Below are 18,481 nucleotides of genomic sequence, written 5' to 3'. Positions count from 1 at the left end.
TTGCCGCAGGTCAGGCGTTGCGGAACCGGTTGATCTCCGGCAGCAGCGCTGCACGCTTCTCGGGGTCGGAGACGCCCAGGCCCTCCTCCGGCGCGAGCGTGAGCACGCCGACCTTGCCCTGGTGCGCGTTGAGGTGCACGTCGAGGGCGGCCTGGCCGACCTCGTCCATGAAGTAGGTCTTCGACAGTGTCGGGTGGATCAGGCCGCGGTTGATGAGCTCGTTGGCCTCCCACGCCTCGCGGTAGTTCGCGAAGTGCGACGAGACGATCCGCTTGAGGTTCATCCAGAGGTAGCGGTTGTCGTACTCGTGCATGTAGCCCGAGGTCGAGGCGCACGTGACGATCGTGCCGCCCTTGCGGGTGACGTAGACGCTGGCCCCGAAGGTCTCGCGTCCCGGGTGCTCGAAGACGATGTCGACGTCGTGGCCGCCGGTGAGCTCGCGGATCTTCTTGCCGAGCCGCTGCCACTCCCGGGGGTCCTGGGCGGTGTTGTCGTCGTTCCAGAACCGGTAGCCCTCGGCGTTGCGGTCGATGATGAGCTCGGCACCCATGGCGCGGCAGATGTCGGCCTTGTCGGGGGAGGAGACCACGCAGATCGGCGTGGCTCCGCCGGCGAGGGCCATCTGGGTCGCGTACGACCCGAGGCCACCCGATGCGCCCCAGATGAGGACGCGGTCGCCGAGCTTCATGGCGGCGCCGTTCTTGGAGACGAGCTGGCGGTATGCCGTGGAGTTCACCAGGCCGGGCGACGCCGCCTCCTCCCAGGACAGGTGGGCGGGCTTGGGCATCAGCTGGTTGGACTTGACGATGGCCAGCTCGGCGAGGCCGCCGAAGTTGGTCTCGAAACCCCAGATCCGCTGCTGCGGGTCCAGCATCGTGTCGTTGTGGCCGTCCGCGTCCTCGAGCTCGACCGAGAGGCAGTGCGCGACGACCTCGGTGCCGGGCTTCCACTTGGTGACGCCCGGACCGGTGCGCAGGACGACGCCAGCGAGGTCGGAGCCGACCACGTGGTACGGCAGGTCGTGCCGCTTGGCGAACTCGGACGTGCGGCCGTACCGCTCGAGGAAGCCGAACGTCGACACCGGCTCGAAGATCGAGGTCCACACGGTGTTGTAGTTGATGGCGCTGGCCATCACCGCGACGAGCGCCTCACCGGGGGCGAGCTCGGGCACCGGCACGTCGTCGAGGTGGAGGGACTTGCGGGGGTCCTTCTCCTTGGTGGTCAGGCCCTCGAACATCCCCACCTCGTCCTTGTGCACCGTCACGGCGCGGTAGGACTCGGGGATGGACAACCCGGCATAAGTGTCCTGGGTGCGGTCCCCGGAAAGGATGGCGTCGCGGATTTCCTGCATCGGTGTGGCTCCTCGGCTCGCTGAACACGGGTCGTCGGCAGTCGTCGGCATGCTTCGTGCCCGAAACTACTGGCGCGTAACGGTGTTCGCAGCCGAGTGAGACTCCGGTCACGCGGTGACCTGTCTCACTTGGGTTCAGTCGGGCTCGCGGGGGCTGCCACTGTCAGGCCGCGTCGTCGAGCAGGGCCCGCAGGGTGCGCACGGCGTTCCCGGACATCGCGGGGTTGGTGGCGCGGTAGTAGTCGAGGCAGCCGACCGCCTGGGCGAACGCCCACCCCCGGCCGCGGTCCCACTGGTCCTGGGTGGGGCCCAGTGCGGCCCGGAAGGCGGCCCGGCCGGGGCCGGTCAGGAGGTTCCAGGCAGGTTGCAGGTCGATGGCCGGGTCCGCGGGCCCGACCGTGGCGACGTCGATGACGGCGGTGAGCCGGCCGGCGCTGACCAGCAGGTTGCCTGGCATGAGGTCGCCGTGGGTCATCGTGTCGGCGTCGTCACGTGGGGTCTCCCGCAGCCGCCCCCAGAGCGCCCGGAGCGCGCTGGCAGTGAACGGCGCGGGGTCGAGGACGAGGGAGCGGTCGACGTACGCGTCGACGTCCTTGAGCGCGCCGCCTCGCCCCGGGCGGTCGAAGACCCGGCCGCCGGTGTCGATAGCCCCCACGGCGGCGACGAAGAGCGCGAGGTCCCGGCCGAACCGCTCGGACCCCGCCACGTCGTCCCCGGCCGTCGTCCCGGGCAGCCAGCGGTAGACCGACCACGGCAGGGGGAACCCGGCCCCCGGCGCCCCGGTCGCCACCGGCTCCGGGGTCGCGACCGGCACCCGGCCGAGCAGCTGCCGTGCGGCGCGCTGCTCGGCCGCCACCGCGGCATACCCGTCGTCGGGCTCGGCGGGCAGCATGGGCAGGCGTGCCACGAGGTCGTCACCGAGGCGAAAGAGCAGGTGGACGGTGCCGTGCGACGGCACCGGAGCCACCGGGAGGGCGGCCCACTGCGGGAACTGGTCGGCCACGAGGCCGGCCACCGCCTCCGGCGTGACCTCGAGCTGGTCCTGGTGCATCCGCATCCGGCGAGCCTGTCGGCCCGCCGCCCGCGGATCAAGGCAGTTTTGGCGTGAGTGGGCTCAGTGGGTCTCGTGGGCCGGCTGGACGAGCTCGACGAGGATGCCGCCCGCGTCCTTGGGATGGATGAAGTTCACCCTCGAGTTGGAGGTGCCGCGACGTGGCTCGTCGTAGAGCAGGCGCAGGCCGCGGTCGCGCAGCACCTGGCTGACGACCTCGACGTCCTCGACGCGGTAGGCCACCTGCTGGACGCCGGGGCCGGAGCGGTCGAGGAACTTGGCGATGGTGGACTCCGGAGTGAGCGGGGCGAGCAGCTGGATGTGGGAGCCGCTGGCGCCGACGGCCATCATCGCCTCGCGGACGCCCTGCTCCTCGTTGACCTCCTCGTGCGCGAGCTCCATACCGTAGACGTCACGGTAGAAGGCGATCGCGGCCTCGAGGTCGCTCACGGCCACGCCCACGTGGTCGATGGCGGTGAACAGTTCGGTCGGCAGTGCGCTCATGCCGCCCACCCTAGATCGGGGCGGGTACGGCCGGAACGAGTCGTCGATCACACGCCCCTAGACTGGCGGGCATGTCCGCACTGTCCCGGGACGACGTCGCGCACCTCGCCGGCCTCGCCCGCATCGACCTGTCCGACGCCGAGCTCGACCGCATGGTCGGAGAGCTGGGCGTCATCCTCGAGTCCGTCGCGAAGGTCCAGGAGGTGGCGGCCGACGACATCGAGCCGATGTCGCACCCGATGCCGCTCACCAACGTGACCCGTCCCGACGAGGTGCGCCCGTCCCTCGGCGCCGCCGCGGCGCTCTCGGGCGCCCCGGCCCAGGAGCAGCAGCGCTTCTCCGTGCCGCGCATCCTCGCCGAAGACTGAGCTCAGCTCCCTGCCGACAGACCAAGGACCCCTCGTGAACCCCGACCTCACCCGCTCCAGCGCCGCGGAGCTCGCCCATGCCCTCGACACCCGCGAAGTCAGCTCCGTGGAGGTCGTCCGGTCCCACCTCGACCGCATCGCGGCGGTCGACGGCGACGTGCACGCCTTCCTCCACGTCGACGCTGAGGGCGCGCTGGCCGCGGCCCGGGCCGTCGACGAGCGCCGAGCCGCCGGCGACGACCTGCACGTCCTCGCCGGGGTGCCCATCGCCGTCAAGGACGTGATGGCGACCCAGGGCCTGCCGACGACCTGCGGCTCCAAGATCCTGGAGGGCTGGATCCCGCCCTACGACGCGACTGTCGTCGCCCGCCTCAAGGCGGCCGGCATGCCGATCCTCGGCAAGACCAACATGGACGAGTTCGCGATGGGCTCCTCCACCGAGCACTCGGCCTACGGCCCCACCCACAACCCGTGGGACCTCACGCGCATCCCCGGCGGGTCCGGCGGTGGCTCCTCCGCCGTGGTGGCGGCCTACGAGGCCCCGCTGGCCATCGGCACCGACACCGGTGGGTCGATCCGCCAGCCGGCCTCGGTCACCGGCACCGTCGGCGTCAAGCCGACCTACGGCGGGGTCTCCCGCTACGGCCTCGTGGCGCTCGCGTCCAGCCTCGACCAGGCCGGTCCGTGCACCCGCAGCGTCCTCGACGCGGCGCTCCTGCACTCGGTCATCGGCGGGCACGACCCGATGGACTCCACCTCCATCGACGCCCCGGTCCCGGCCCTCGTCGAGGCGGCCCGCCGCGCCGACGTCTCCGGCCTGCGGGTCGGCGTCATCAAGGAGCTCGGCGGCGAGGGCTACCAGGCGGGGGTGCGGGCCCGGTTCGACGAGTCCGTCGCGCTGCTCCAGGAGGCCGGCGCCGAGGTCGTCGAGGTGTCGTGCCCCAGCTTCGACTACGCGCTGGCGGCCTACTACCTGATCCTGCCGAGCGAGGCGTCGTCCAACCTCGCGAAGTTCGACGGCATGCGCTACGGCCTGCGGGTCCTCCCCGAGGGTGTCGACGACCCGAGCGCCGAGCAGGTCATGGCCGCGACGCGCGACGCCGGGTTCGGCGACGAGGTCAAGCGCCGCATCATCCTGGGCACCTACGCCCTGTCCAGCGGCTACTACGACGCCTACTACGGCCAGGCCCAGAAGGTCCGCCAGCTGATCGCGAACGACTTCGCGGCGGCGTTCGCCCAGGTCGACGTGCTCGTGAGCCCGACGGCGCCCACGACGGCGTTCCGGCTGGGCGACAAGCTCGACGACCCCATGTCGATGTACCTCCAGGACGTGGCGACGATCCCGGCCAACCTCGCCGGGGTGCCGGGCATGTCCCTGCCGAGCGGCCTCGCCGACGAGGACGGGCTGCCCACCGGCATCCAGATCCTCGCCCCGGCGATGGCCGACGAGCGCCTCTACGGCGTCGGCTCCGCCCTCGAGAAGATGCTGACCCAGAAGTGGGGCGGCCCGTTGCTGGCCCAGGCCCCCGAGCTCGCGAAGGGACTCTGATGTCGAACGCAGCAGGAACCACGACCGCCGGTCCCGACGAGATCGTCGACTATGACGAGGCGCTCGAGCGCTACGACCCCGTGATGGGTCTCGAGGTCCACGTCGAGCTCAACACGGCGACCAAGATGTTCTGCGGGTGCGCCACCGGCTTCGGCGCCGAGCCCAACAGCCAGGTCTGCCCCGTCTGCCTCGGCCTGCCCGGCGCGCTGCCCGTGGTCAACGCCACGGCCGTCGAGTCGGCGATCCGCATCGGCCTGGCGCTGAACTGCGAGATCGCCTCATGGTGCCGGTTCGCCCGGAAGAACTACTTCTACCCGGACATGCCGAAGAACTTCCAGACGTCGCAGTACGACGAGCCGATCGCGTTCAACGGCTTCATGGACGTCGACCTCGACGACGGCACCACCTACCGCGTCGCGATCGAGCGCGCCCACATGGAGGAGGACACCGGGAAGTCGCTGCACGTCGGCGGCTCCACCGGTCGCATCCACGGCGCCGACTACTCGCTGGTCGACTACAACCGGGCCGGCATCCCGCTCATCGAGATCGTCACCAAGCCGCTCACGGGTGCCGGCGAGCGTGCGCCCGAGGTCGCCAAGGCGTATGTCGGCGCCCTGCGCGACCTGCTGCGCGCCCTTGGCGTCTCCGACGTCAAGATGGAGCAGGGTTCGCTGCGCTGTGACGCCAACGTCTCGCTGCGTCCGCGGGCCGCGGACGGGCAGGACCAGGACGCCGTGCCGCTGGGCACCCGCACCGAGACCAAGAACGTGAACTCGCTGCGCAGCGTCGAGCGCGCGGTCCGCTACGAGATCACGCGGCACGCGGCGATCCTCGACAAGGGCGACAAGATCCTCCAGGAGACGCGCCACTGGCACGAGGACACGGGGGTCACGACGAGCGGGCGCGAGAAGTCCGACGCGGACGACTACCGCTACTTCCCCGAGCCCGACCTCGTGCCCGTCGCCCCGACCGCCGAGACCGTCGAGGCACTGCGCGGCACCCTGCCCGAGCCACCGGCCCAGCGCCGCAGGCGACTCCAGGCCGACTGGGGCTACAGCGACCTCGAGATGCGCGACGTCATGAACGCCGGTGCCGTCGAGCTCATCGAGCAGACCGTCGCGGCGGGAGCCACCCCGGCCGGTGCGCGGAAGTGGTGGACCGGTGAGCTGGCCCGGCGCGCGAACGTCGAGGGCAGGTCGGTCGAGGAGTTCGGCGTGACCCCTGCGCACATCGCCGAGCTCGACGGCCTGGTCAAGGCTGGCCGGCTCAACGACTCGATGGCCCGTCAGGTCCTCGAGGGGGTCATCGCGGGTGAGGGTGGTCCGGCGCAGGTCGCCGACGCCCGGGGGCTCGAGCTCGTCCAGGACGACGGTGCCCTCGAGGCGGCCGTCGACAAGGTCATCGAGGCCAACCCCGACGTCGCCCAGAAGGTCCGCGACGGCAAGGTGCAGGCCGCCGGTGCCCTCATCGGCCAGGTCATGAAGGAGATGAAGGGGCAGGCCGACGCCGGCAGGGCGCGCGAGCTGATCCTCGCCAAGCTGGCCTGAGGCTCTCCCACGCAAGCACGAGGGCGTGTGCCGGGTCCGGCCCGGGCACACGCCCTCGGCGCGTCTGGTGTGCGGGGTGTCAGCGGCGGCCGCCGCCGAGCAGGCCCCCGAGCACGTCGCTGATGATCGACCCGGTGTCGACGCCCCCGGACTGGCTGCCCTTGGTGGCGCCGCCGAGGACCTGACCGAGCACGTCGCCCAGCCCACCGCCGGGGGCGCCGGACGAGCCGGTCGACTGGCCGGGCTGCCCTGCGCCGCCACCGCCGCCGAGGACCTTGCCGGCCAGCCACGACAGGACGATCGGGGCAAGGATCGGCAGCAGCTTGGCGACGATGCCCTTGCTGGCCGTGCCCCCGACACCGCCGAGCTGGTTGACGACCTGCTCACGGTTGTCGCCGAAGATGTGCTGGGCGATGCGCTCGCCGTCGTTGGGGTCCACCTGGGCGAGGTCGACCCCACCCTCGACCAGCGAACCGTCGTGCTGCCCCAGTGCCTCGGTGAGCGACTGCGCGCCCGAGGGGTCTGCGGCGTTGGCCTGCAAGCCGCCGAGCAGCGCCGGCAAGGTCGTGCGCGCTGCCTGCTCCACCTCCGCGCGATCGGCGCCGACCTGCTGTGCGAGCTGGTCCAGGTCGACCGACGACAGGATCTCGTCAACTGCTGACATGCCCATACCTTTCTCCCGGGCGACGGCGACCGTGACGGCCGCGCTGGTCGCGCTGCTCGTCAAGGTAGCCGTTGCGTGCCCTGCTGACGACGGGGTCGCTCAGGCGAAGGCATCCGGCGGGCGCGCGACCAGTCGGTCGTCGCCCTTGGCCGGGGTGCCTCGGAACGTGTTGCTCGTGAGGAACCACAGCCGCCCGTCGGGTGCGTGCACGACGTCCCGCAGCCGCCCGAACTCGCCGTGCAGGAGCCGCTGCGGTTTCCCTATCCTGTTGCCCGACAACGGGATACGCCACATCGACTCACCGCGCAGGGCAGTCATCCAGACCGCGCCATCGGCCACGGCGATGCCGCTCGGGGAGGCGTCGGCGGTGGCCCACTGAGCCAGCGGGTCGTCGAAGCCGCGTCGACCCGCCCTGCCCTCGACCTCGGGCCAGCCGTAGTTGTGTCCGGGGACGATCCGGTTGAGCTCGTCCCAGGTGTTCTGGCCGAACTCGCTGGCGTACATCGTCCCGTCCGGCGCCCAGGCGATGCCCTGCACGTTGCGGTGCCCGAGGCTCCAGACGGGGGAGTCTCCGAAGGGGTTGCCGGGGGCGGGCTTGCCGTCCTGGGTGATCCGCAGGATCTTGCCGCCGAGCGACCCCTTGTCCTGCGCACGGTCCGAGCGCGAGGCGTCGCCCGTGGTGGCATAGAGGAACCCGTCGGGACCGAAGGCCAGGCGCCCGCCGTTGTGGTTCCCCGCCTTGGGTATGCCGGTGAGGATCGGCTTCGCCTCGCTCGCCGAGCCGCCGGTGAAGGTGAGCCGCGCGACCCGGTTGTCCCGAGCCGCCGTGAAGTAGACGAAGACCCGGTGGTCACTGGCGAAGGTGGGTGACACGGCGACCCCCAGCAGCCCTCCCTCGCCGTCCGGGTCGACGCCCGGGATGGTCCCGAGGACGCGGGGTGCCTGGCCCGGGCGGACGTGGAGCAGCTCGGCCCTGTCGCGAAGCGTCACGAGGGCAGTCCCGTCGGGCAGGAAGGCCACCGCCCAGGGCACGTCGAGGTTGCGCGCGAGGGTGGCGCTCACGGTCGACGTCGTGGGGGCGGTCGTCGGGCTCGAGGAGGTGGTCGACGACGGCGGCGAGGACGTCGTGGACGGCGAGGGGGTGGTCGACGGAGCAGAGATGCGCGCACTCGTCGAGGGCTCGGCGTCCGAGCCGGGGTCGGTGCAGGCACTGACCCCCAGGCCCATCGCGAGCACGGCGCCCCACAGGGCCGGTCGGCGGTGTCCCCGAGCGCGCGGCATACCCCATTGTGCGTGACGACACGGGAGGTGACGAGGAGGTCATCGAGGGGGTGGGGCTGCCCTGGCAGCCCCACCCCCTCGACGGCCCGGCGCTGGACGGTGCTCAGCGGGGCGGGAATCCGCCGAGCCGGACGAGGTTGCCGTGGACGTCGATGATGTGGAACTCCACCGCTCCCCAGTCCTCGAGCTCGGGTGCGCTCATGCTGGCCGGCTCGGGGACCGCGACTCCCGCCCACGCCGCATGGCAGGCCACGGCCTCGTCGGGCGTGTCGAACCGGATGTAGCAGGCCACGTCGTTGGTCCACCTGTCGACGGTGGCGTCGTGCCAGAAGTGCAGCTCGATGGCGAGGTCCTCGTGTCGCAGGATGAGGTACTCCCGCTCCCACCGTCCGATCTCGGCGAAGTCGAACGGCGACCAGAAGGCGGCCGTCGCGTCGAAGTCCCGGCTGGGGAGGATGGGGATCGTGATGGCGCCCACTGGTCGAGGGTGGCACACCCGCGGCTGGGGTGCGTGGTGGTCGCCGGGATAGCGTGACGGGCATGACGCTCGTGACGCTGCCGGGACGTGACTGGGTCGACCGGGTGGGGCCGATCAGCGGCCTCGAGCTGGCGGTGTGGGACATGACCGCAGCGCCGGACCGAGCCGACGAGGTGCGTGTGGTGGTGCCTCCGTACATGGGCGCCGGCGACCTGGTCCACCGGCTGTCGCTGGTGCCTCAGGTCGAGCTGGTCCAGCTGTTGACTGCAGGTTACGAGACGGTGCAGCCGGTCCTGCCCGAGGGTGCCAGGCTCGCGAATGCTGCTGGTGTCCACGACGCCTCGACCGCCGAGCTGGCTGTCACGCTGTGCCTGGCCTCGTTGCGCAGCGTGCCGGACTTCGTTGTGGCACAACGGGATCGCACCTGGTTGCCGACGACGTCGTTCCACCAGGCGCTGGCGGACAAGCGCGTGCTGGTCCTGGGCTATGGCTCGATCGGCCGCGCCATCGCAGCTCGGCTCACGCCCTTCGAGGTGACGGTGACCGCGGTCGCGAGCCGCCCGCGGGCGGGGGACGAGCTGGTCGCGTCGGTGCACGGCGTCGACGAGCTGCCGAGCCTGCTGCCGGCGCACGACGTCATCATCGTGGTGGTGCCCTTGAGCAGCTCGACGGCCGGGCTCGTGGACGACGAGTTCCTGGCCGCCATGCCCGACGGTGCCCTGCTGGTCAACGTCGCCCGCGGTGGGGTCGTCGACACCGCCGCCCTCGTCCGCCACGCGGAGGCCGGTCGGATCCGGGCCGCCCTGGACGTCACCGACCCTGAGCCGCTGCCGGGCGACCACCCGCTGTGGTCTGCCCCCGGCGTCCTCATCACGCCGCACGTGGGTGGCGCCTCGACGGCCTTCGTGCCGCGCGCGGTGCGCCTGCTGCAGGAGCAGCTGGGGGCGTTCGCTGCCGGGAGGCCGCTGCGCAACCTGGTCTAGCGGTGCAAGCTGGTGCCGATCCGGTCCACGACGAGGGCCGGGACGTGGGCGGCCTCGGCCCGGTCGCCGGGGGTGGCTCGCTCGGGGAAGTCGAAGACGGCGACCATGGACTGCATCGGGTAGTCGGGGACGAGGTCGACACTGCGCACGACCTCACCGTCGACGAGGAAGCGGGCACCGTCGGGCGACCAGTCGAGCTCGTAGGTGTGGAAGCGGCTCACGTCGACCGCCACGCGGGGCGCCGCGAAGTCGTCGAGCAGCCGGGGGTCGCGGAACGGGTGCACCCCGGCGCCCACTGCCGCCCCGTCGGGGGTGAGCGCGTCGCCGAACACCTCGACCACGCACAGCTCACCACTGCGCTCGGGCTGGTCCTCGAGCCCGACCAGCCACCAGGCCGCCATCGAGCGGGGCGAGAGGTCCATGCGGGCCCGCATCGCCAGGCGCCCGAACCGTGGGGTCCACCCCCACATCGTCTCCTGGGCCTCCCGCACCACGGCGCCGTCGTGTGACGGCTGCTGGCCGACGGTGCTGCCCACCGGGCCGGAGAAGACCCCGGACTGCACGCCCGAGACCCGCAGTGGGTCGTGGTCACCCGGGCACCAGAGACCCTGCTCGGGCGGGATGGTGAGGTGCAGGCAGGAGTCGCGCACGGCATACGTGGCGGCGCTCTCGGCGCGTGAGCTCCACTGCGGGAGGTAGTGCGGGACCCACACCGACAGGTCGAGGTCGGTGCCGTCGAACTCGTCGACGAAGTCCTGGTGGTCGCGGTCGGCGGCGTGCGTGGAGCCGGGCATGGCTCCATGGTGACGCGTGCCACCGTCAGCGGTCGGTGCCATGCTGGGGGCCATGAGCGAGACCATCGTCGGGATCGGGACACGCAAGGGGCTCTGGCTGGCCCGCAGTGAGGACCGCCGCGAGTGGCGGGCCGAGGGGCCGCACTTCCTCATGAGCGAGGTGCTGTCGCTGCTGTTCGACACCAGACGCGAGGCGCCGCGGCTGCTGGTGGGGTTCCGGTCCTCGCACTGGGGGCCCTCGCTGCAGCACTCCGACGACCTCGGCGCGACGTGGGTCGAGCACCCCGAGGGCTCCATCAAGTTCCCCGACGACACCGACACGGCGCTCAAGGCCACCTGGCAGCTGGTCGCGGACCCGCACGACCCCCAGGTGGTCTGGGCGGGCACCGAGCCACAGGGGCTGTGGCGCAGCGCCGACGGCGGCGAGACCTTCGAGCTCAACCGTGGCCTCTGGGAGCACCCGCACCGTCCCGAGTGGGGTGAGGGCTTCGGCGGGGGAGCGATCCACACCGTGCTGCCCAGCCCTGCCGACCCGAGCCGCCTGCTCGTCGCGATGAGCACCGGCGGCGTCTACAACACCCGCGACGGTGGCACGTCCTGGCAGCCGGGCAACAAGGGCATCCACGCGTACTTCCTGCCCCACGACGAGTGGCCCGAGTTCGGTCAGTGCGTCCACAAGGTCGCCCGTGACTCTGCCACCGCGACCCGGCTCTACGCCCAGAACCACAAGGGCGTCTACCGCTCCGACGACGACGGCGAGACCTGGACCTCGATCGAGCAGGGCCTGCCGACCAACTTCGGCATGACCGCGGTCGCCAACCCCGCCCGGGGCGACTCGGTCTGGCTGGTCCCGATCGCCTCCGACGGCGAACGCATCCCGCCCGACGCCACCCTGCAGGTGCAGCGCACCGACGACGCCGGTGCCACCTGGACCACCCAGTCCAACGGCCTGCCGTCGCCGAGCTTCACCAACGTGTTGCGCGATGCGGCCGGCACCGACACCCACGAGCAGCCGGGCCTGTACGTCGGCACCCGCAACGGCGAGGTCTACGCCTCGACCGACGGTGGCGAGTCGTTCTCCCGCATCGCCGAGCAGCTGCCCGACGTCCTGTGCGTCCGAGCGGTCACCCTCCCGTGACCGCTCGCGTCGTCCTGCCCGGCCTGCTGCGCGACCTCGCCGAGGGGGCCGCCGAGCTGCCCGTCGAGCTGTCGTCCGAAGCCACCCTCGCCGAGCTGCTCGACCGGGCCTTCGAGCCGTGGCCGATCCTGGCGTCCCGGGTGCGCGACGAGCGGGGTGAGATCCGCCGGCACGTCAACGTGTTCGTCGACGGCGAGGACGCCAAGCGCGCTGGCGGGGTTGAGACGCCAGTGACGCCGACGTCCACCGTGCACGTCATCAACGCCGTCTCCGGCGGCTGACCGCTCCCTACTCGCTCCAGACGCCGTCGTCCCAGGCCCGGGTCAGCACGGAGCGGTGCGGTTCGAGGTCCCACCCGCGCTCGGTGAGCCAGGCGTCGTTGCGGTACGTCCCGGCATACCTTTCCGACCCGTCGCACAGCAGCGAGACGATGCTGCCCTGCTCACCCCGCTGGCCCAGCTCGCAGGCGAGCCGGAGGGCGCCGTAGAGGTTGGTGCCCGTCGAGGCGCCGGCGCGCAGCCCGGTCCGCTCGGTGAGGAAGCGCATGGCCGCCACCGAGGCGGCGTCGGGGATGAGCATCATCCGGTCCACGACCGTCGGCACGAAGCTGGGCTCGACCCGAGGCCGCCCGATGCCCTCGATGCGTGACCCGCACGCGGCGCTGACCCCGGCGTCGTCGCCACGGAAGGCGGGCAGGAACGCCGAGTTCTCCGGGTCGACGACGCACACCTGGCTGGCCAGCCCGCGGTAGCGCACGAACCGTCCGATGGTCGCACTGGTGCCGCCGGTCCCGGCGCCGACGACGACCCAGGACGGCACGGGGTGCCGCTCGAGGGCCATCTGCTCGAAGATCGACTCGGCGATGTTGTTGTTGCCCCGCCAGTCGGTGGCCCGCTCGGCGAAGGTGAACTGGTCGAGGTAGTGCCCACCCCGCTCGTCGGCCAGCCGCCGCGCGACGTCATAGACCTCGGAGGCATCCGCGACGAGGTGGCACCGCCCGCCCTCGCGCTCGATGAGGGCGATCTTCTCCGGGCTCGTGGTCGCGACCATGACGGCGATGAACGGCAGCCCGAGCATCCGCGCGAAGTACGCCTCGCTCACCGCGGTCGAGCCGCTCGAGGCCTCGATGACGGTCGTGCCCTCGTGCAGCTCGCCGTTGCACAGGGCATAGAGGAACAGCGAGCGCGCGAGCCGGTGCTTGAGGCTGCCCGTGGGGTGGGTGGACTCGTCCTTGAGGTACAGGTCGACCTCGGGCAGCCCCGGGATCGGCACGTGCACGAGGTGGGTGTCGGCGCTGCGGTTGGCGTCGGCCCGGATGCGCCGGACGGCCTCGTCCAGCCAGGCACGGTCAGCCGGCACGGGGGAGACGGCGTCGACCAGCCCAGGGGAGGGCAGGTCCGCGTGGAGTCCGCTGGCCATGGTGGTGGTCACCTCGCGTTTCGGGAGGGGTATGCGGCTGTGCCGGGTCGCGGTCAGCGTCCACCCCTTCGTGGTGCCCCGAGGCTAGCGGGCTCTCGTCGTCGCGAACTGCGGGCGGGCCGCATCGCGGCGGGAGGTCCGGGCCGCGACGGGGAAGTCAAGACTGCCGACGGTGAGTCCGCGCCGCCGACGGGGAAGTCAAGACTGGTTGTTCCGGGGCAACAGGTCCATGCTCGAAGCATGACCCTCGCCAGCGATGACAAGGTGCTCATCCTCTTCCGTCACGCCAAGGCGGAGCAGGTCCTCGGCAAGCCCGACCACGAGCGCGAGCTGACCCCTCGGGGCATGCGCGACGCGCGGGAGACCGGCCGCTGGTTGCACGAGCACGAGCTCGGCGCCGAGCTGGTGCTCTGCTCCACCTCGACCCGCACGCGCCAGACCTGGAGCGCCGCTGCCGAGGGTGGTGCCTGCGGCGAGACGGTCGAGTACGACCCCGGCGTCTACTCCGGCGGCGAGCAGGCAGTCCTGCAGCTGATCCGCGAGTCGGCCGCCGAGGCCCAGGTCGTGATGGTCGTCGGCCACAACCCGACGATGGCGATGCTGGCCAGCGCGCTGTCCGACGGCGACGGCTCGTCCCAGGCGCACGAGTGCCTCGCCGCGGGCTTCCCGACGTCGACCGTGGCAGTCCTGCGGTACGCCGGCCCGTGGCACGCACTCGACCACGGCACCGCAACCCTCGACCGCTGCCACACCTCACGCGGATGACGCCGCGGCGTTGGCGCGTGGGCGCCGGTTTGCCACGTGAGACCGGCGTCCCATCCTGTGGACCCGGCTCCTAGACTGCCGCCATGACGACCACCGAGCACGGCGCCAGCAAGGGCGTCGACATCAAGCCGCGCAGCCGCGACGTCACCGACGGCATCGAGAAGACCGCCGCGCGCGGCATGCTTCGCGCCGTGGGCATGGGTGACGACGACTGGGTGAAGCCGCAGATCGGCGTGGCCAGCTCGTGGAACGAGATCACGCCCTGCAACCTGTCGCTCGACCGGCTGGCCAAGGCCGTCAAGGACGGCGTCCACGCGGCGGGGGGCTACCCGCTCGAGTTCGGCACCATCTCCGTCAGCGACGGCATCTCGATGGGCCACGAGGGCATGCACTTCTCGCTGGTGAGCCGCGAGATCATCGCCGACTCGGTCGAGACCGTCATGAACGCCGAGCGGCTCGACGGCTCGGTCCTGCTCGCGGGCTGCGACAAGTCGCTGCCCGGGATGCTCATGGCCGCCGCCCGCCTCGACCTGTCCAGCGTGTTCCTGTATGCCGGGTCGATCCTCCCGGGGATCGCCAAGCTCTCCGACGGTTCCGAGCGGACCGTCACGATCATCGACGCGTTCGAGGCCGTGGGCGCGTGTGCCGCGGGGCTGATGTCCCGGGCGGACGTCGACGCGATCGAGCGGGCCATCTGCCCGGGCGAGGGTGCCTGTGGCGGCATGTACACCGCCAACACGATGGCCTCCGTCGCCGAGGCCATCGGGATGTCCCTGCCCGGGTCAGCGGCACCGCCCGCGACCGACCGCCGGCGTGACGGGTTCGCCCGCAAGTCCGGCGAAGCCGTCGTCGGGCTGCTCCGTCGAGGCATCACCGCGCGGGACATCATGACCAAGGAGGCCTTCGAGAACGCCATCGCCGTCGTCATGGCCTTCGGCGGCTCGACGAACGCGGTGCTGCACCTGCTCGCGATCGCCCACGAGGCCGAGGTCGACCTCACCCTCGACGACTTCGTCCGCGTCGGCGCGAAGGTGCCGCACCTGGCCGACGTGAAGCCGTTCGGGCAGTACGTCATGACCGACATCGACCGGGTCGGGGGAGTGCCCGTCGTCATGCGGGCGCTGCTCGACGCAGGCCTGCTGCACGGTGACTGCCTCACGGTCACTGGCAAGACCATGGCCGAGAACCTCGCCCACATCGCGCCGCCCGACGTCGACGGCAAGGTCGTGCGCGCCATGAGCGAGCCGATCCACCGGACCGGCGGGATCACGGTCCTCAAGGGGACGCTGGCGCCCGAGGGCGCCGTCGTGAAGTCGGCCGGCTTCGACTCCGACGTGTTCGAGGGCACGGCCCGGGTCTTCGACGGCGAGCGCGCCGCGATGGACGCGGTGGCCGAGGGGTCACTGAAGGCCGGGGACGTCGTCGTCATCCGTTACGAGGGGCCCAAGGGCGGTCCCGGCATGCGCGAGATGCTCGCGGTCACCGGCGCGATCAAGGGCGCAGGCCTGGGCAAGGACGTCCTGCTGCTCACCGACGGCCGCTTCTCCGGCGGGACCACCGGTCTGTGCGTCGGGCACGTGGCACCCGAGGCGGTCGACGGTGGACCCATCGCCTTCGTCCGGGACGGCGACCGCATCACGCTGGACGTGGCGAACGGTGTGCTGGACGTCCACGTCGACGAGGCCGAGCTGGCCCGGCGCGCCGAAGGTTTCGTGCCGCCGGAGTCGAAGTACCCGCGCGGCGTGCTGGCCAAGTACCGCAAGCTGGTCGGCAGCGCCAGCGGCGGCGCGGTCTGCGGCTGAGCGCGACCGGGTGAGGGTGCGCCGTGGCCGACCTAGCCGAAGGTGAAGCGGGTCGCGTCGCGCGTGATGTCGGTCCAGGCCAGCACCGCGTGCGGCCGCACCTGCCAGACGCCGGCCCGGAACGCCGCGGCCGGCGGGGCGTAGCCGTACTTGGCCTTCGAGGCCGCCGCGAGCGAGCGCGCCTGTCGCTCCGGTGGAGTGAGCCACTGCGCGACCCCCTCGACGATGGTCGGGGTGTCCGCGTCGGGCAGGTGGACGGTGACGGCGGGAGTGGCCTCGAGGTTGCGCGAGTGGACCGTGTCGCGGTCGCCACCCACGACGAGCGTGTCGTCGACCCAGAGCCCGTCGACGGGCACCGTGTGGGGGCGCCCGTCCGGGCGCACCGTGCCCAGCCAGTACCGCAGCGAGGTCATGAGCGCGGTCGAGACCGGCGCCCAGGGCAGCAGCTCGGTGGGCGCGCCATATGCAGCGGGTATGACGAGCTGCTGGGCGCGGGGCTCCATGGACCGGAGTATCCGCGCGCCCGGGCCTGGCGGCAACAGCCGCCCGCAGCGCGGCAACAGCCGCCCGCAGCGCGGCAACAGCCGCCGTCCGCGCGGCAACAGCCGCCGGCAGCGTCCTGTGACCGAGACGACAGGTCCGGATCGTGGGACCGGCCGTCTCGCCCGTTGACACGCGGCGGACGGGACGGGAGAGTGCTCGTGTGGCACGAATTCTCGTACTTCCCTAGCGCGCAGGCCCTCCAGCACCAGAGCCCGCGCGCCGCCCTCCGCTGTCCTCACCGCAGGACTGGAGGGTTTTTTCATGAGCAGATGCAGCACGCAGACCCGAGCAGACCCGAGCAGACCCGAGCAGACCCGAGCAGACCCAGTGACCCGACCACGGCAGATCCGAAAGCGGTAGTGAAGTGAGCGACGCACGGTCGACACCGACCCCCAGCCCCTCGCAGGTGGCCCAGCAGGCACGGGCCAAGACCCCTCCGGCACCGCAGTCGGTGACCGGCGCGCAGAGCCTCGTGCTCTCGCTCGAGGCCATGGACGTCGACACGGTCTTCGGCATCCCGGGCGGCGCGATCCTGCCTGCCTACGACCCGCTGCTGGACTCGGTCAAGGTCCGCCACATCCTCGTTCGCCACGAGCAGGGGGCCGGCCACGCGGCCGAGGGGTACGCCAGCGCCACCGGCAAGGTCGGGGTCTGCATGGCGACGTCCGGCCCCGGCGCGACCAACCTGGTCACCGCGATCGCCGACGCCTACATGGACTCCGTCCCGATCGTCGCGATCACGGGTCAGGTCAGCTCGGCCTCCATCGGCACGGATGCCTTCCAGGAAGCCGACATCCGCGGCATCACGATGCCGATCACCAAGCACAACTACCTCGTGACCGACGCCTCCCAGATCCCGCGTGTCATCGCCGAGGCCTTCCACATCGCCGCGACAGGACGACCCGGCCCGGTCCTCGTCGACATCGCCAAGGACGCCTTGCAGGCGCGGACCACGTTCTCCTGGCCGCCGAAGTTCGACCTGCCCGGCTACCGCCCCGTCGCCCGCCCGCACAGCAAGCAGATCCGCGAGGCCGCCCGGCTGATCTCGCAGGCGTCGCGCCCGATCTTCTACGTCGGCGGGGGCGTGGTGCGCGGTGGCGCGTCCGACCTCCTGCGCGAGTTCGTCGAGCTCACCCAGATCCCGGTCGTCACCACCCTCATGGCGCGCGGCTCCGTCCCCGACAGCCACCCGCTGCACCTGGGCATGCCGGGCATGCACGGCTCGGTCGCCGCCGTGACCGGGCTGCAGAAGTCCGACCTGCTCATCACGCTGGGGGCCCGGTTCGACGACCGGGTGACCGGTCAGCTGTCGACGTTCGCCCCTGACGCCAAGGTCATCCACGCCGACATCGACCCCGCCGAGATCTCCAAGAACCGCGTCGCGGACGTGCCGATCGTCGGTGACGTCAAGGAGGTCATCGCCGACCTCATCGCGGCCGTGGGTGCGGACATCGAAGCGGGCAGGGCCGGCAGCTACGACGCCTGGCGGCAGCAGACCGCTGGCTGGAAGGCCACCTTCCCCCTGGGCTACACCACGCCCGAGGGAGGTGAGACCGTGGCGCCGCAGCAGGTCATCGAGCGCATCGGTGCGATCAGCGGACCCGAGTCGATCTACGTCGCCGGCGTCGGCCAGCACCAGATGTGGGCGGCGCAGTTCGTCCAGTACGAGCGCCCCAACGCGTGGCTCAACTCCGGTGGGCTCGGGACGATGGGGTATGCCGTGCCCGCCGCCATGGGTGCCAAGGTCGCCCAGCCCGACCGCACGGTCTGGGCCATCGACGGCGACGGCTGCTTCCAGATGACCAACCAGGAGCTCGCGACCTGCGTCATCAACAACATCCCGATCAAGGTCGCGATCATCAACAACAGCAGCCTGGGCATGGTGCGCCAGTGGCAGTCCCTCTTCTACAACGAGCGCTACTCCAACACCGACCTGCACACCTCGGTCGGCAGCCGGATCCCGGACTTCGTCAAGCTCGCTGAGGCCTATGGCTGCGTGGGACTGCGGTGCGAGCGCCCCGAGGACATCGACGCGACCATCGAGAAGGCCATGGAGATCAACGACGTCCCCGTGATCGTCGACTTCGTGGTCCACCGCGACGCGATGGTCTGGCCGATGGTGCCCGCAGGCGTCAGCAACGACGCCATCCAGGTCGCCAAGGACACGGCGCCGCAGTGGGACCGCGAAGAGGACGAGGCCACCGAGCAGCCCGAGGACGCGGACAAGGACGGAAACTGATGGCG

19 protein-coding genes are annotated in these 18,481 nt (G+C 71.6%); 10 read left to right on the top strand and 9 right to left on the bottom strand.

Annotated elements, in window-relative coordinates; translation table 11 throughout:
• Positions 1 to 10 precede the first annotated feature (10 nt).
• From ccrA to mce, 3 genes are all read right to left on the bottom strand, one after another.
• Positions 11 to 1,351: a crotonyl-CoA carboxylase/reductase gene (ccrA, locus tag AC1DV7_RS08565; RefSeq protein ID WP_477596532.1), complete on the bottom strand. Its 1,341-nt coding sequence runs from the start codon at positions 1,349 to 1,351 to the stop codon at positions 11 to 13.
• Between the two features lie 163 nt (positions 1,352 to 1,514).
• Positions 1,515 to 2,408 carry a phosphotransferase gene (locus tag AC1DV7_RS08560; protein WP_477596530.1) on the bottom strand — a complete coding sequence of 298 codons (894 nt, stop codon included), beginning with the start codon at positions 2,406 to 2,408 and terminating at the stop codon, positions 1,515 to 1,517.
• Between the two features lie 57 nt (positions 2,409 to 2,465).
• A complete protein-coding gene (gene mce / locus AC1DV7_RS08555) occupies positions 2,466 to 2,906 on the bottom strand; it encodes a methylmalonyl-CoA epimerase (protein ID WP_477596528.1) in 441 nt (146 codons plus the stop codon).
• Between the two features lie 71 nt (positions 2,907 to 2,977).
• On the opposite strand from mce, the gene gatC reads away from it, so the two are divergent.
• Genes gatC through gatB form a run of 3 tightly spaced genes read left to right on the top strand, consistent with a single transcriptional unit; the run spans position 2,978 to position 6,370 of the window.
• Positions 2,978 to 3,274: an Asp-tRNA(Asn)/Glu-tRNA(Gln) amidotransferase subunit GatC gene (gene gatC, locus AC1DV7_RS08550; protein ID WP_477596526.1), complete on the top strand. Its 297-nt coding sequence runs from the start codon at positions 2,978 to 2,980 to the stop codon at positions 3,272 to 3,274.
• Between the two features lie 34 nt (positions 3,275 to 3,308).
• Complete coding sequence (gatA, locus tag AC1DV7_RS08545; RefSeq protein WP_477596524.1) at positions 3,309 to 4,823, top strand: Asp-tRNA(Asn)/Glu-tRNA(Gln) amidotransferase subunit GatA; 1,515 nt, start codon at positions 3,309 to 3,311, stop codon at positions 4,821 to 4,823.
• A complete protein-coding gene (gene gatB, locus AC1DV7_RS08540) occupies positions 4,823 to 6,370 on the top strand; it encodes an Asp-tRNA(Asn)/Glu-tRNA(Gln) amidotransferase subunit GatB (RefSeq protein WP_477596522.1) in 1,548 nt (515 codons plus the stop codon). The genes gatA and gatB overlap by 1 nt, the downstream gene beginning before the upstream one ends.
• 79 nt (positions 6,371 to 6,449) lie before the next feature.
• On the opposite strand, the gene AC1DV7_RS08535 is transcribed toward gatB, so the two are convergent.
• Positions 6,450 to 7,034, bottom strand: coding sequence for a DUF937 domain-containing protein (locus AC1DV7_RS08535; RefSeq protein WP_477596520.1), 585 nt, complete (start codon positions 7,032 to 7,034; stop codon positions 6,450 to 6,452).
• A gap of 99 nt (positions 7,035 to 7,133) precedes the next feature.
• The gene (locus tag AC1DV7_RS08530; protein ID WP_477596518.1) at positions 7,134 to 8,096 is read right to left on the bottom strand and encodes a PQQ-dependent sugar dehydrogenase; all 963 of its coding nucleotides are present in this window, start codon (positions 8,094 to 8,096) and stop codon (positions 7,134 to 7,136) included.
• Between AC1DV7_RS08530 and AC1DV7_RS08525 the strand changes: the two genes are divergently transcribed.
• Entirely contained in the window at positions 8,086 to 8,331 is a 246-nt protein-coding gene (locus AC1DV7_RS08525) for a hypothetical protein (protein ID WP_477596517.1), read from the top strand. The two genes, AC1DV7_RS08530 and AC1DV7_RS08525, sit on opposite strands and share 11 nt — an antisense overlap.
• A gap of 87 nt (positions 8,332 to 8,418) precedes the next feature.
• On the opposite strand, the gene AC1DV7_RS08520 is transcribed toward AC1DV7_RS08525, so the two are convergent.
• Positions 8,419 to 8,793 carry a VOC family protein gene (locus tag AC1DV7_RS08520; protein WP_477596515.1) on the bottom strand — a complete coding sequence of 125 codons (375 nt, stop codon included), beginning with the start codon at positions 8,791 to 8,793 and terminating at the stop codon, positions 8,419 to 8,421.
• Between the two features lie 62 nt (positions 8,794 to 8,855).
• Between AC1DV7_RS08520 and AC1DV7_RS08515 the strand changes: the two genes are divergently transcribed.
• Positions 8,856 to 9,776, top strand: a complete 921-nt coding sequence (locus tag AC1DV7_RS08515; RefSeq protein ID WP_477596513.1) for a 2-hydroxyacid dehydrogenase — start codon at positions 8,856 to 8,858, stop codon at positions 9,774 to 9,776.
• On the opposite strand, the gene AC1DV7_RS08510 is transcribed toward AC1DV7_RS08515, so the two are convergent.
• The gene (locus AC1DV7_RS08510; RefSeq protein ID WP_477596511.1) at positions 9,773 to 10,570 is read right to left on the bottom strand and encodes a glycoside hydrolase family 16 protein; all 798 of its coding nucleotides are present in this window, start codon (positions 10,568 to 10,570) and stop codon (positions 9,773 to 9,775) included. The two genes, AC1DV7_RS08515 and AC1DV7_RS08510, sit on opposite strands and share 4 nt — an antisense overlap.
• A gap of 52 nt (positions 10,571 to 10,622) precedes the next feature.
• On the opposite strand from AC1DV7_RS08510, the gene AC1DV7_RS08505 reads away from it, so the two are divergent.
• Both AC1DV7_RS08505 and AC1DV7_RS08500 read left to right on the top strand, forming a co-directional pair.
• Positions 10,623 to 11,708 (top strand): WD40/YVTN/BNR-like repeat-containing protein, encoded by a 1,086-nt coding sequence (locus AC1DV7_RS08505; protein ID WP_477596509.1) that lies wholly within the window; start codon positions 10,623 to 10,625, stop codon positions 11,706 to 11,708.
• Entirely contained in the window at positions 11,705 to 11,989 is a 285-nt protein-coding gene (locus AC1DV7_RS08500) for a MoaD/ThiS family protein (protein ID WP_477596507.1), read from the top strand. Before AC1DV7_RS08505 ends, AC1DV7_RS08500 begins: the two co-directional genes overlap by 4 nt.
• Positions 11,990 to 11,996: 7 nt before the next feature.
• On the opposite strand, the gene AC1DV7_RS08495 is transcribed toward AC1DV7_RS08500, so the two are convergent.
• A complete protein-coding gene (locus tag AC1DV7_RS08495; RefSeq protein ID WP_477596505.1) occupies positions 11,997 to 13,127 on the bottom strand; it encodes a PLP-dependent cysteine synthase family protein in 1,131 nt (376 codons plus the stop codon).
• A 240-nt stretch (positions 13,128 to 13,367) separates the two neighbouring features.
• On the opposite strand from AC1DV7_RS08495, the gene AC1DV7_RS08490 reads away from it, so the two are divergent.
• Entirely contained in the window at positions 13,368 to 13,892 is a 525-nt protein-coding gene (locus AC1DV7_RS08490; protein WP_477596503.1) for a SixA phosphatase family protein, read from the top strand.
• 83 nt (positions 13,893 to 13,975) lie between these two features.
• Positions 13,976 to 15,694, top strand: a complete 1,719-nt coding sequence (ilvD, locus tag AC1DV7_RS08485; protein ID WP_477596501.1) for a dihydroxy-acid dehydratase — start codon at positions 13,976 to 13,978, stop codon at positions 15,692 to 15,694.
• A 32-nt stretch (positions 15,695 to 15,726) separates the two neighbouring features.
• Here the strand turns inward: ilvD and AC1DV7_RS08480 are convergent, their stop codons facing one another.
• Entirely contained in the window at positions 15,727 to 16,197 is a 471-nt protein-coding gene (locus AC1DV7_RS08480; RefSeq protein WP_477596499.1) for a pyridoxamine 5'-phosphate oxidase family protein, read from the bottom strand.
• A gap of 446 nt (positions 16,198 to 16,643) precedes the next feature.
• Here AC1DV7_RS08480 and AC1DV7_RS08475 point away from each other — a divergent pair, with 446 nt between their 5' ends.
• A complete protein-coding gene (locus AC1DV7_RS08475; protein WP_477596634.1) occupies positions 16,644 to 18,476 on the top strand; it encodes an acetolactate synthase large subunit in 1,833 nt (610 codons plus the stop codon).
• The last annotated feature ends 5 nt before the right edge of the window (positions 18,477 to 18,481 follow it).

Source organism: Pedococcus sp. P2_E4, assembly GCF_056403935.1.
Note: the sequence above shows the minus strand (reverse complement) of the source record. Positions and strands in the feature narration are given on the sequence as shown.

Bases quoted from the DNA above. Each gene is read 5' to 3' on its own strand.
- ccrA (WP_477596532.1), bottom strand. From the start codon at position 1,351: ATGCAGGAAATCCGCGACGCCATCCTTTCCGGGGACCGCACCCAGGAC.
- AC1DV7_RS08560 (WP_477596530.1), bottom strand. From the start codon at position 2,408: ATGCGGATGCACCAGGACCAGCTCGAGGTCACGCCGGAGGCGGTGGCC.
- mce (WP_477596528.1), bottom strand. From the start codon at position 2,906: ATGAGCGCACTGCCGACCGAACTGTTCACCGCCATCGACCACGTGGGC.
- gatC (WP_477596526.1), top strand. From the start codon at position 2,978: ATGTCCGCACTGTCCCGGGACGACGTCGCGCACCTCGCCGGCCTCGCC.
- gatB (WP_477596522.1), top strand. From the start codon at position 4,823: ATGTCGAACGCAGCAGGAACCACGACCGCCGGTCCCGACGAGATCGTC.
- AC1DV7_RS08535 (WP_477596520.1), bottom strand. From the start codon at position 7,034: ATGTCAGCAGTTGACGAGATCCTGTCGTCGGTCGACCTGGACCAGCTC.
- AC1DV7_RS08515 (WP_477596513.1), top strand. From the start codon at position 8,856: ATGACGCTCGTGACGCTGCCGGGACGTGACTGGGTCGACCGGGTGGGG.
- AC1DV7_RS08510 (WP_477596511.1), bottom strand. From the start codon at position 10,570: ATGCCCGGCTCCACGCACGCCGCCGACCGCGACCACCAGGACTTCGTC.
- AC1DV7_RS08505 (WP_477596509.1), top strand. From the start codon at position 10,623: ATGAGCGAGACCATCGTCGGGATCGGGACACGCAAGGGGCTCTGGCTG.
- AC1DV7_RS08495 (WP_477596505.1), bottom strand. From the start codon at position 13,127: ATGGCCAGCGGACTCCACGCGGACCTGCCCTCCCCTGGGCTGGTCGAC.
- AC1DV7_RS08490 (WP_477596503.1), top strand. From the start codon at position 13,368: ATGACCCTCGCCAGCGATGACAAGGTGCTCATCCTCTTCCGTCACGCC.
- ilvD (WP_477596501.1), top strand. From the start codon at position 13,976: ATGACGACCACCGAGCACGGCGCCAGCAAGGGCGTCGACATCAAGCCG.
- AC1DV7_RS08480 (WP_477596499.1), bottom strand. From the start codon at position 16,197: ATGGAGCCCCGCGCCCAGCAGCTCGTCATACCCGCTGCATATGGCGCG.